At 43.0% G+C, this 11,625-nt stretch carries 12 protein-coding genes and 1 riboswitch; of the genes, 11 read left to right on the top strand and 1 reads right to left on the bottom strand.

The window, feature by feature from the left end; genetic code table 11:
* Positions 1-5 precede the first annotated feature (5 nt).
* The 3 genes from PCIT_RS15600 to speD all read left to right on the top strand — a co-directional run bounded on the left by PCIT_RS15600 (position 6) and on the right by speD (position 1,729).
* Positions 6-341 carry a DUF3802 family protein gene (locus PCIT_RS15600; RefSeq protein WP_192992818.1) on the top strand — a complete coding sequence of 112 codons (336 nt, stop codon included), beginning with the start codon at positions 6-8 and terminating at the stop codon, positions 339-341.
* A gap of 80 nt (positions 342-421) precedes the next feature.
* A complete protein-coding gene (locus tag PCIT_RS15595) occupies positions 422-835 on the top strand; it encodes an OsmC family protein (RefSeq protein WP_010365542.1) in 414 nt (137 codons plus the stop codon).
* An 84-nt stretch (positions 836-919) separates the two neighbouring features.
* Entirely contained in the window at positions 920-1,729 is an 810-nt protein-coding gene (gene speD, locus PCIT_RS15590) for an adenosylmethionine decarboxylase (RefSeq protein ID WP_010365545.1), read from the top strand.
* 59 nt (positions 1,730-1,788) lie between these two features.
* Here the strand turns inward: speD and PCIT_RS15585 are convergent, their stop codons facing one another.
* Entirely contained in the window at positions 1,789-3,891 is a 2,103-nt protein-coding gene (locus tag PCIT_RS15585) for a TonB-dependent receptor (RefSeq protein ID WP_010365547.1), read from the bottom strand.
* 99 nt (positions 3,892-3,990) lie between these two features.
* Between PCIT_RS15585 and PCIT_RS15580 the strand changes: the two genes are divergently transcribed.
* The 8 genes from PCIT_RS15580 (at position 3,991) to PCIT_RS15545 (ending at position 11,583) form a co-directional block, all read left to right on the top strand.
* Positions 3,991-4,386: an acyl-CoA thioesterase gene (locus PCIT_RS15580; RefSeq protein ID WP_010365549.1), complete on the top strand. Its 396-nt coding sequence runs from the start codon at positions 3,991-3,993 to the stop codon at positions 4,384-4,386.
* Between the two features lie 89 nt (positions 4,387-4,475).
* Positions 4,476-4,886 carry an META domain-containing protein gene (locus tag PCIT_RS15575; protein ID WP_010365551.1) on the top strand — a complete coding sequence of 137 codons (411 nt, stop codon included), beginning with the start codon at positions 4,476-4,478 and terminating at the stop codon, positions 4,884-4,886.
* Between the two features lie 29 nt (positions 4,887-4,915).
* A riboswitch (TPP riboswitch) is annotated at positions 4,916-5,016 on the top strand.
* Between the two features lie 135 nt (positions 5,017-5,151).
* Positions 5,152-7,104, top strand: coding sequence for a phosphomethylpyrimidine synthase ThiC (thiC, locus tag PCIT_RS15570; RefSeq protein ID WP_010365552.1), 1,953 nt, complete (start codon positions 5,152-5,154; stop codon positions 7,102-7,104).
* A 111-nt stretch (positions 7,105-7,215) separates the two neighbouring features.
* On the top strand, positions 7,216-8,241 hold the full coding sequence (locus PCIT_RS15565; protein WP_010365554.1) for an FAD-dependent oxidoreductase: 1,026 nt from the start codon (positions 7,216-7,218) through the stop codon (positions 8,239-8,241).
* Entirely contained in the window at positions 8,238-8,432 is a 195-nt protein-coding gene (thiS, locus tag PCIT_RS15560; protein WP_010365556.1) for a sulfur carrier protein ThiS, read from the top strand. Before PCIT_RS15565 ends, thiS begins: the two co-directional genes overlap by 4 nt.
* Positions 8,433-8,435: 3 nt before the next feature.
* A complete protein-coding gene (locus PCIT_RS15555; protein ID WP_010365558.1) occupies positions 8,436-9,224 on the top strand; it encodes a thiazole synthase in 789 nt (262 codons plus the stop codon).
* 57 nt (positions 9,225-9,281) lie between these two features.
* Positions 9,282-10,802 carry a thiamine phosphate synthase gene (gene thiE / locus PCIT_RS15550; RefSeq protein ID WP_010365560.1) on the top strand — a complete coding sequence of 507 codons (1,521 nt, stop codon included), beginning with the start codon at positions 9,282-9,284 and terminating at the stop codon, positions 10,800-10,802.
* Complete coding sequence (locus tag PCIT_RS15545; protein WP_010365562.1) at positions 10,795-11,583, top strand: HesA/MoeB/ThiF family protein; 789 nt, start codon at positions 10,795-10,797, stop codon at positions 11,581-11,583. The genes thiE and PCIT_RS15545 overlap by 8 nt, the downstream gene beginning before the upstream one ends.
* Positions 11,584-11,625 lie beyond the last annotated feature (42 nt).

Below are 11,625 nucleotides of genomic sequence, written 5' to 3'. Positions count from 1 at the left end.
AAAGTATGGTGTTGGATAAGCAGGGTTATGATGAGTTGGTCATGTACTTAACGCAAAATTTAGCCTTATTTGAAAAGCCAGGCGAAATAGTTCCTGGTGCACCAACGGTGATGGAACTAATCGAAGATGTGATTGCTGAGAATGTGATCAGGATTTGTGAACAACATACAGAATTAACGACTGAGCAGCGTAGCTTGATCGTACGTGAAGTCGATGGCATTGTATACGACTTACAAGAAGTGCTGTCGAGTGTTACTGATCAGCGCGTTACGAAAGAGCAAAATGCATTCATTGAAGAGTTTGCAGGCTTAGTAAAAAATTTGTTCGATTCAGCTGTTTAAGCAGTAGCTGCTGTAAGCAGCAAATAATTTAAATAACACCGCCTACAGGGCGGTGTTATGCTTTATAACGAGGTAGTAGTATGCAAGCAAGTGTTAAGTGGGTAGACGGCGATACGTTTATTGGCCGTTCAGAATCAGGTCACAATGTGGTGTTTGATACGGGTGCCGATGGCGCAGCACCCAGCCCAATGGAAATGGTACTAATGTCAGCGGGTTGTTGCTCTTCAGTGGATGTGGTGAGCATTTTGAAAAAAGCAAAGCAGCAAATTGAAAACGTTGAAGTGAAGTTGACCAGTGAGCGTGCAGAGTCTGCTCCTAGAGTATTTACGAAAATGAATCTACACTTTGTTGTGACAGGCACTAACGTGTCAGAAAAGCACTTGGCCAGAGCGGTTCAATTGTCAGCTGAAAAGTATTGTTCTGTTGCGTTAATGCTTGATAAAACAGTAAAAATTACGCATAGCCACGAAGTCGTAGCGAGCGACGTAAAATAACACTTTTTCATAGTCCAATTTTCGTATAAAATCCGCGAACTTTTCGTTCTGCATCGCAGATTTACAGTTTAAAGGTTGTCTATCGTGAACAAGCCCTTTGATAAAATTAAACTCCATGGCTTTAACAACTTAACTAAGAGTTTAAGCTTCAGTATTTACGATATTTGCTATGCTAAAACAGAGCAACAGCGTAAAGAATATCTAGAATACATTGATGAGCAATATAGTGCTGATCGGTTAACTGATATTTTGAAAGATGTCGTAGATATTATTGGCGCCAATGTATTGAATATCGCGCGTCAAGATTATGATCCTCAAGGGGCGAGTGTAACGATATTGGTATCGGAAGAGCCTGTTGAACAACAGACTTTTGATAGCAATGAAACACCAGGACCGTTACCTGAATCTGTGGTCGCACATTTAGACAAAAGCCATATATGTGTCCATACCTATCCTGAAGCACACCCAAATGATGGTATATGCACCTTTAGAGCGGATATTGAAGTGTCGACCTGTGGCGTGATCTCTCCACTGAAAGCGCTTAATTTCTTAATTCACTCTTTAGAGTCAGATGTGGTTACTATTGATTATCGTGTACGCGGTTTTACCCGAGACATAAGTGGTGTGAAGCACTATATTGATCATGCGATCCATTCAATTCAAAATTATATGAGTGAAGACACCAAAGAAGCATATCAAATGCTCGATGTGAACGTATATCAAGAGAATTTATTTCATACCAAGATGATGCTCAAAGAAACCGATCTTAATACCTATTTATTTGGTATTACGACCGATGATTTAAGTCGTGATGAAGAAGAAGAGATCAAAACGCGTTTGAATCGTGAAATTCAAGAAGTGTTTTATGGTCGTAATTTGCCTGACGTAGAATAATACCTAGGCATTGGTTGCAAAAAAGCGCTCACTAGATAGAGCGCTTTTTTATTGTAACTTTACAGTTGGTAGCTAAAAGTGAGCCCTGCAACGCGCGGTTCGCCATACTGTACAAACGTTTCAGTTGCATAATCTTTTAAGGCATTATTACCAAATCTAAACCCTCTAACTGGCACGTCGCGGTCAGCTAAATTACGCCCCCATGCTGTCAGCGTCCAATTATCACCATAATAGCTTAAGCTTGCGTTGATTAAATTTTGGTTACTAGCTTTGGCATTGTGGCTATCTGAGTAGTAATAGTCATCTTTGCCTTCAAAACCAATTTGAGCTTCTAGATTATCGCTAAAGAAATAGTTAGCTCGCAGCGCATATTGATACCTTGGTGCTTGGGCTTGTTCTCTGCCATTTTGATTGATGCCGCTTTGCGTCACGAAGTCTTCAATTTTGGTATCAAGATAGCCAGCACTATAGGTAAAGCTTAAGCTATCAGTATATTGAACGCTACCTTCTAGCTCTAAACCGTAATTACGGCCTTGACTTGCGTTGGCAATATAGCCGGCAAATTGCTGATCTTGTACTTGCCATGCTTTGAGCTGCATGTCATCACGATGCATATAAAATGCACTTAAGCTTAATATATGGCGCTTATCTTCTGATTGTCCTTTAACGCCAAACTCCGCATTCCAAAGATATTCCGGTGCAAAGGTAAAGTTTTCTGCGGGAATATTTAATCCTTCGTCATTTGCTTTAGCAAGCGCTTCACCATTGACCCCGCCTATCTTATAACCACGTGATAAGCTTGTGTAAATCATGGTACGTGGCACCACTTGGTATTCTAGCGCGACTTTTGCGCCCCACATGGTGTCATCTGCTTTGTTTACGATTTGGTTGTTATCAAAGTAGTCTGTGTCGTAGCGTTCTGCGCGAACGCCTGTGATCAGTGATACATTCTCAGTAAGGTCTGTGATCTTTTGGCCATATAAGGCAATTTGGCTCACACTATTGTGTGAATTAAAGCCGCTATCGTTATATTGACGCCTAAGTTCTACATCTCGACGTTGTGCATATAACCCTGTTACCCAGTCATTATTTTTACCGGATAGCTTAAACTCAAATGTACCACGCTGGTGATCGCGTGCGTAGCTGTCTTTTGATGTATAGCTGTATGGTTGTAGGCCTGGTGCGCATAATATGGGTTGTGTCAGATCACTACAGACCCAGTCTTCATCATAGCTGTAGAGCGTATCAGCGTTCAAATGCGTAGTGGCAATGTCTAAATTAACAAGTTCGCTGCCACTGTATTTAAGATTAAACGCGATGGCATTACTTTTTTGGTTATCTTTACCAGGTTCATCGGCAACACTATTTCGGCTGTTATCGAGTGTAAAGCCATCATAGCCATTATCAATATCGATGTTGTGTGCAACCAGCTCCGTTTTTAGAGTGTCACTCCACATGGTATGAATTTTAAAACGTGCAACTTGCTCATCTTGCTGGTTGGTCGGTGTATTAACATATAAATTTTCTCCGTAACCATCCGAGCGTTTTTTAAAAAAGCTGGCTCTGGCAGAAGTATCATCGGTAATACCTGTTCCTACGGCTATTCCTGCTTCTTTACCATCGTAGTTGCTCACGCCTAACTTTAGATTTAGGGCGTTTTCTAGCGTTGGTGCATTCGATTGCATATCAATCATGCCAGCCATTGCGTCGGCACCAAAGCGTGTGCCTTGAGGGCCTCGATATATAGCTACTTGCTCAACATCGAACAATAAAGCGCTACCACCAAGCCCTGAGTAATTAATCCCATCAATTAATAGACCAATACTTGGGTTTATTGGGTCAACAAATTGTGATCTTAATCCAACACCACGGATCTGAATAAAGCGTCCGCGAGAGGCGCCTGCGGTAAAGTTAACATTCGCTGCGTTATTTAGTATTTCATCTAAATAGGCAGCACCTCTAGCATTTAAGGTTTTTTGATCAAATACAGATGCACTGGCACTGAGCGTGAGTACACGTTCTTTATGAAAGTCTCCAGTGACTTCGATGGTTTCAATAGATTTATTATCAGCACCAGCAAAAGCCGGCTGAGAAAGTAATGGCAATAATGCCGTAGCAAGGCAAGAGAGTTTGAGCTTGTTCATATTTTTGAGTGGTTCCATGTGAATTGCCCACATTTTAGCAAATGCCCAGCAACTTAGAATCATTATCATCTAGAAATATGTTATAAAGCGCATAAATATTAGCTTCGGGATATGACAGTGACATTTACGGTAGATTTTAAGGTGCGTGATTATGAATGTGATTTGCAAGGTATAGTGAACAACAGTGTTTACTTTAATTATTTAGAGCACGCACGACATGAATTTTTACTGTCTAAAGGACTCGATTTTGCGGAACTTGCCGCCTGTAATATTAACTTAGTCGTGATCCGCTCCGAGGTTGATTATAAAAGTTCACTTAAGCCCGGAGACACCTTTTTTGTTGAGGTGAAAGTCGAACGTGTGAGTAAACTAAAATCACAATTTTTACAGAAAATTGTGCGGAAAATAGATGGAAAACTCATGCTTAATGCTGTGACCACATGGACATCGGTGAATGAACAGGGCCGTCCGTACCTACCAGAGGAAATAAGCTGTCTTTTTGATTCACTTTAAGTGTTTTAGCCCTAAAAACTCGGCTTTTTTCATAATTAGCAGCAAATAAGAGTGTATAATTGTCATAATTCAGTTTTATTTGGTTTACCATGAAAATCAGCATGTTTTTATGCGCATTGGGCGCTTTTTTAGTCGGGTGTGTATCAACAGGGAGCGTGAGCAATACACAGCTAAAATATACACAGTGGCAGCTTACACATATCGGGCAAGAAGCGATTGTCGACTCCTCGGTTTCTTTGCGCTTTATTGAAGCATTACAGGTAAATGGTTTTACGGGTTGTAACCGTTTTTTTGGCTTGGGTGAAATTGCAGATGGCCAGCTATTTATACGTGACATGGGCATGACCCGAAAGCTCTGTGATGAGCCGGTGAATCAAGTGGAACAAATGCTACTGAATATGTTGGAAATTGGTGTACCTGCAAAAATAGAACAGGGTGTATTAATTTTAAATGGAGAACCACGTTTAATGTTTAAATCTGCCGTTTCAGTTGCAGGTTGAGTACATCTTAAGTAGACTCCTCATTAATTCGTTACTTGTCGGAGTGCCCTTTGGGCTGAGATCGCATTCGTGCGGGATCCGTGAACCTGATCAGGCTAACACCTGCGTAGGGAACAAGCTGCCTGTATTACAAACGTAAGTTTGTAGGCTGCCTTAAATTATCATATGTTTTTTGATGCGATAATTTAGATCTTCTGGGGGAAACCTCATCTCGCTCCTTTAATGGAGTTCTGACAAGACACCTTAACTAATAATGAGGCAAGTCATGTCAAACAATAGTAGCAAGCCGTCCCGCCGTGAAACTCGTGCAGCAGCATCTGAGTATATTTATAACTTAACGGGCCAACCTTTTCCTAGTTCTCATAAAGTATACGTAGATGGCGATGCATCTGGTGTTCGTGTTGGTATGCGTGAAATCACTCAAACAGATACTTTTGTTGGCGGGACAGAAGAAAACCCTGTGTATGAAAAGAATGAGCCAATTCGAGTGTATGACACATCAGGCCCTTACACAGATCCAGATTTTGAATTAAATGTGCGAGAGGGACTACCTAAGTTTAGACAAGCTTGGATAGACGCGCGTGAAGATACACAGTGGCTTGAGTCAGTGACTTCGCAGTTCTCACAGCAGCGTATGGCTGATGAAGGGCTTGATCACCTACGCTTTGAACATTTACCAAAAATTCGCTGTGCAAAGCCGGGTAAAAACGTGACACAGATGTACTATGCACGCCAAGGTATAGTGACACCTGAAATGGAATATGTCGCAATCCGTGAAAACATGGGCCGTGCAAAACTACGTGAAGAGATTTTGGCTGAACAGCACAAAGGTAACTCGTTTGGCGCGTCAATCCCTGACTTTATTACCCCTGAATTTGTTCGTGATGAAATTGCCCGTGGCCGTGCCATTTTACCTAATAACATCAACCACCCTGAATCAGAGCCGATGATTGTTGGCCGTAACTTTTTGGTTAAAGTAAACGCCAATATCGGTAACTCTTCGGTGACTTCATCAATTGAAGAAGAAGTTGAAAAGTTAGTTTGGTCTACCCGTTGGGGTGCAGATACGGTGATGGATCTCTCAACAGGACGCTATATTCATGAAACACGTGAATGGGTGGTACGTAACTCACCTGTACCAATCGGTACCGTACCTATCTATCAAGCGTTGGAAAAAGTAAATGGTGTTGCAGAAGATCTTACGTGGGAAATTTTCCGTGACACTTTGATTGAACAAGCAGAGCAAGGTGTGGATTACTTCACGATTCATGCGGGCGTATTGTTGCGTTATGTACCAATGACGGCAAAGCGTGTGACGGGGATTGTGTCACGTGGTGGTTCTATCATGGCGAAGTGGTGTTTAGCGCATCATAAAGAAAACTTCTTATACACCCATTTTGAAGATATCTGTGAAATCATGAAGCAGTATGATGTGTGTTTCTCTTTAGGTGATGGTTTGCGCCCAGGTTCGATTGCTGATGCTAACGATGATGCGCAGTTCTCAGAGCTACGTACATTGGGTGAGTTGACCCAATTGGCTTGGAAACATGACGTGCAGGTGTTCATTGAAGGCCCAGGTCACGTGCCAATGCATATGATTGAAGAAAACATGAAAGAGCAGCTTGAGCACTGTCATGAAGCCCCATTTTATACCTTAGGTCCGTTGACGACAGATATTGCACCTGGTTATGACCACTTTACGTCAGGGATTGGTGCTGCGCAAATCGCTTGGTATGGCTGTGCAATGTTATGTTATGTAACACCAAAAGAGCACTTAGGTTTACCGAATAAAGAAGACGTAAAAGAAGGCTTGATCACCTACAAGATTGCAGCACATGCAGCGGACTTGGCAAAAGGTCACCCTGGCGCACAAGTGCGCGATAATGCCTTATCGAAAGCGCGTTTTGAGTTCCGCTGGTATGATCAGTTTAACCTAGGTTTAGACCCAGATCGTGCCCGTGAATATCATGATGAAACCTTGCCACAAGAGTCAGGAAAAGTGGCACACTTTTGTTCTATGTGTGGACCTAAGTTCTGTTCAATGAAAATTACCCAAGAAGTGCGAGATTACGCTAAAGATTTAGAGTCACGAGGTATTGATCCTAATAACGTGGGTGACGCCATCGAAATAAAAATGGTGGACGTGGAAGCTGAAATGAAAGCTAAATCAGAAGAGTTTAAAAGTACCGGCTCTGAGATTTACCACAAAGCGGTATAACGTTACGCGTTTAATTTGAGGGTTAGTAAGCCCTCACAGTTATCTCATGGCAAGTTAAATAAAGCGCTTGTCATGAGAATATCACTCTTGCGCGCAAAATAGGACGTTATGATGAACACGCCAAAAGTTGCGATTTTAGGGTTTGGCCTTATTGGGCGTGTTACCGCGCTCATGTTACATGAAAAAGCCCAACTTAGTGTATATGAAGCCAGCGATGAACATGCCAGTAATAGTGCAGGAGCGTTAGCGGCAGCAATGCTTGCACCCTTGGCTGAATCGGTTATTTGTGAAACTGATTTGGCAGAGTTAGGCCTTAAGTCAATGACAATGTGGCCAGCGCTTTTAGCGCAATTATCAGACCCCGTTTTTTTTCAGCAATCGGGTACCTTGGTTGTCGCACATGCACAAGATAAAGGCGATCTAAATAGCTTTTCTCAGCGTTTAAAGCCTTTAGATAGCCACATTGCGCACTCGCTGAGTACGGCACAAATTCGCGAACTAGAGCCTGATTTAGCAGGGCGCTTTCATCAAGGATTATATTTGCCGTGCGAAGGGCAGTTAGATAACTTAGCTTTTTATCGAGCCAGCTTTGCTTTTTTGCAAAAGTGTGATGTTTCATTCCATTTTAATCGTCAGATCACCTGCTCAGATACTATAGCTGAGACGATGTCTATTGATGGCGAACACTTTGACTGGGTCATTGATTGCAGAGGGCTTGGTGCGCAAAACGAGGCTAAGGATTTACGCGGAGTCAGAGGTGAGGTTGCGCGGGTTTATGCCCCTGAAGTGGAGCTAAACCGCCCTGTGAGATTAATGCACCCTCGCTATCCTATCTATATTGCGCCTAAGCCAAATCACGAGTTTGTGATTGGGGCAACTGAGATCGAGTCACAAGATAGGGGGCCTATTACAGTGCGTTCTACATTGGAGTTGTTATCGGCGGCTTATACTGTCCACAGTGGTTTTGCTGAAGCACGTGTCATGGCAATCAATGCTGGTTTAAGACCTGCATTTAGTGATAATCGACCGCGTATTGAACACAATGGTAATGTGATCCGTATCAATGGACTGTACCGTCATGGTTATTTACTTGCCCCAGCGGTAGTGTCTGAGGCACTTAGTAAAGGTTTGTTATGAAAGTAGTTTTTAATGGTAAAACAACGCAGTTGACTACACCAAATTTACGAGAGTTTATTTTGGCAAAGGGAGCGAAAGAGCCGTTCGCTGTGGCAGTAAATGGTGAGTTTGTACCCCGCAGCCAATGTGCAGAAACAGATTTAAAAGCGGGAGATAACATTGATTTACTTTCCCCTATTCAAGGGGGGTAAAATATGCGTGAAGATACCCCGTTAACTATTTACGGAGAGACGTTCTCTAGCCGATTATTGATAGGTTCTGCGTTATATCCATCGCCAAAAATCATGCAAGAATCGATAGTTGCAGCAGGCTCTGAAATTGTCACTGTGTCATTGCGTCGACAGAACTCAGTTTCTGCGGGTGAAGACTTTTGGCAATTAATTAAAGATACCGGATTGACGGTATTGCCTAATACCGCAGGGTGCCACAGTGTAAAGGAAGTGGTGACCTTGGCGAAGATGTGCCGTGAAGTGTTTGCCACCGATTGGATAAAATTAGAATTGATTGGCGATGAATATAATCTACAGCCTGATCCAATTGCTTTGTTAGAGGCCACTGACATCTTATTAAACGATGGCTTTAAAGTCTTGCCGTATTGCACGGATGATTTGGTTTTGTGCCAACGTTTGGCGGCACTAGGCTGTGAAGTATTGATGCCGTGGGGCGCGCCAATTGGGACCGGCAAGGGGTTGTTAAATCCTTATAACCTAAAAACCATTCGCGAACGCTTGCCTGATATGACCTTGATTGTGGATGCCGGACTCGGTCTGCCATCTCACGCTTGCCAAGCGTTAGAAATGGGGTACGATGCGGTGCTATTAAATTCAGCAATAGCTGGGGCGGGTTGCCCGGTATTGATGGCGAAGGCCTTTTCTCATGCCGTTAGTGCAGGACGCAGTGCTTTTTTAGCACAAGCGATGCCAGAAAAAGAAGTGGCAGCGCCTTCTACGCCCACGATGGGTATGCCATTTTGGCATCAGTAGTTATTGTATAAACTCGTAACTATAAATACTGAATGTGAATAATTTTAAGGAGTCTTTGTGGCTGATGTTGTATGGAGTATAGCTGGATCTGATTCTGGCGGTGGAGCAGGTATTCAAGCTGATATAAAAGCAATGCAAAGCTTTAATGTACATGCTTGTACAGTTATAACTGCGTTAACGGCGCAAAACAGCTTAGGGGTAGAAGCGCTAAACGCCATGTCAACCGATGTCATAGAATCCCAGCTACAAGCACTTATTCATGATATGCCAGCCAAAGTGATTAAAATTGGTATGTTGGCAAACGTGCAACAAATTCAATTGATTGCTGAGCATTTGAGTCATTATAAGCAAACATGGTCAGAGCCGCCGATTGTTGTTTATGATCCGGTAGCAATCGCCACCAGTGGTGATTTATTAACAGAAGAAGATACGGTTGATGCGCTGAAAGCCCACTTGTTGCCTTTGGTTGATGTGATCACACCGAATACCCATGAAACACAGCTTCTGACCGGCGTGTATTTAATCGGCCCCAGTGCGGTAAAAGAAGCGGCAAGAAAGTTACAATCTTTTGGGGTTAAATCGGTTGTCATTAAAGGGGGGCATTGGGACTTTCCCAAAGGCTACTGTGTCGATTTTGCTGTATCAGCTGAACAAGAAGAGTATTGGCTAGGTAATGAAGCGGTTGTTACGCCACATACTCACGGTACTGGTTGCAGCCTTGCATCTTCTATTGCAGCATGCTTAGCCAAAGGCTACCCACTTAAAGATGCTTTTATTCTGGGTAAAGCTTATATCAATAAAGGGTTGAGCATCGGCAGACGATATGGCGAAGGGATAGGGCCTGTTGCTCATACGTCTTTTCCTGAAGAGCTTGAATATTTTCCTCAAGTTATTGAAGCGGGAAGTTGGTTAGGTGATGAGTTAGAGTTAGAGACACCGAGTGACTTTAATTTTTCAGCGGGGTTTGCCAGTACACAGGGTGAGCTAGGTTTGTATGCCGTGGTTGATACCCTTGATTGGGTTGAAAAGTGTTTGGCTGCGGGTGTACCAACAGTGCAATTACGGGTTAAAGACGCTCAGTCGCCGACCTTAGAACAGGATATTGAAACGGCGATTACCTTAGGCAAAAAATACCAAGGGCGTGTCTTTATTAATGATCATTGGCAGTTAGCGATTCAGCACGGCGCATATGGTGTACATTTGGGTCAAGAGGATTTAGATAAAGCCAATTTAGCAGCCATTCAAAGCGCTGGGTTATGCTTAGGGTTATCTACGCATGGTTTTTATGAAATGGTTCGTGCGCATAATTATAGGCCTAGCTATTTAGCATTTGGTGCTATTTACCCGACCACCACCAAGGATATGACTGGGCAAATTCAAGGTTTAGAGAAATTACAGCACTTTGTACCACTGATGCGTGATACCTATCCTACAGTTGCGATTGGAGGGATAGATTTAACGCGTGCTGCACAAGTTGCCGATACTGGAGTGGGTAGTGTTGCTGTGGTACGAGCCATTACTGAAGCCGATGACTATGAAGCCGCAATATCTCAATTAAATGCTGTGCTTCATGGCTGAGTTTGATCACACGAATCACCGCGATATGAGTGATGAAAATTTGTTATTAACGGAGAAAGAACAGATCCGTTACAGCCGCCATTTATTGCTCAGTGAGATCGGCTTAGAAGGGCAGTTAAAATTAAAGAATGCCCATGTGTGTGTTGTCGGCTGTGGTGGGTTAGGTAGCCCAGCCCTATTGTATTTGGCCGCAGCTGGGATTGGGAAGTTAACCTTTATTGATGATGACGAAGTTGATTTGTCTAATTTACAGAGGCAAATCTTATACAAGGTAAATCACTTAGGGCAGGGAAAAGCAAAAGCGGCGAGTAAAGTGTTAGCCAGCTTGAACAATCAGATTGATGTGCAGCCAATTCATGCGCGTATTGATGCAGACAATATTATGCAACACATCGGCTCTCCTGATGTCGTGCTAGATTGTAGTGATAATTATCAAACGCGTTATTTATTAAATCGCTTTTGTTCTAAGCATCACATTATTTTGATATCTGGTGCCGCAATTGGCACGCAAGGCCAAGTGATTCATTTTGATTTTAGGCAATCATCGCCATGTTATGCATGTGTGTTTCCTCAGAGTGATCATGACGCGCCACTTAATTGCGATAACTTTGGCGTATTAGGGCCCTTGCTGGGGATGATAGGGTCGATGCAGGCATTATTGACGGTGAATATGCTACTGGGACACGTATCCGGTAGCGGTATGCGGCAAGTTGAGGCGATGGGGCTCTCGGTACGAGAATTTCAGTTGCATGTTGACCCTGAATGTCACAATTGTGGGTGACTAGGGCACCGACAGAATGACTAAAAAAGCCTGCGTTCTGCA

Source organism: Pseudoalteromonas citrea (genome assembly GCF_000238375.3).
Taxonomy (GTDB): Bacteria; Pseudomonadota; Gammaproteobacteria; order Enterobacterales; family Alteromonadaceae; genus Pseudoalteromonas; species Pseudoalteromonas citrea.
The sequence above is the reverse complement of the archived record's forward strand: the minus strand, read 5'-3'. Positions and strand labels throughout refer to the sequence as shown.

Excerpts from the sequence above, each read along its gene's own strand:
- PCIT_RS15600 (WP_192992818.1), top strand. The coding sequence starts at position 6 with ATGGTGTTGGATAAGCAGGGTTATGATGAGTTGGTCATGTACTTAACG.
- thiS (WP_010365556.1), top strand. The coding sequence starts at position 8,238 with ATGAAAGTAGTTTTTAATGGTAAAACAACGCAGTTGACTACACCAAAT.
- thiC (WP_010365552.1), top strand. The coding sequence starts at position 5,152 with ATGTCAAACAATAGTAGCAAGCCGTCCCGCCGTGAAACTCGTGCAGCA.
- PCIT_RS15595 (WP_010365542.1), top strand. The coding sequence starts at position 422 with ATGCAAGCAAGTGTTAAGTGGGTAGACGGCGATACGTTTATTGGCCGT.
- PCIT_RS15565 (WP_010365554.1), top strand. The coding sequence starts at position 7,216 with ATGAACACGCCAAAAGTTGCGATTTTAGGGTTTGGCCTTATTGGGCGT.
- PCIT_RS15545 (WP_010365562.1), top strand. The coding sequence starts at position 10,795 with ATGGCTGAGTTTGATCACACGAATCACCGCGATATGAGTGATGAAAAT.
- PCIT_RS15575 (WP_010365551.1), top strand. The coding sequence starts at position 4,476 with ATGAAAATCAGCATGTTTTTATGCGCATTGGGCGCTTTTTTAGTCGGG.
- PCIT_RS15585 (WP_010365547.1), bottom strand. The coding sequence starts at position 3,891 with ATGGAACCACTCAAAAATATGAACAAGCTCAAACTCTCTTGCCTTGCT.
- PCIT_RS15555 (WP_010365558.1), top strand. The coding sequence starts at position 8,436 with ATGCGTGAAGATACCCCGTTAACTATTTACGGAGAGACGTTCTCTAGC.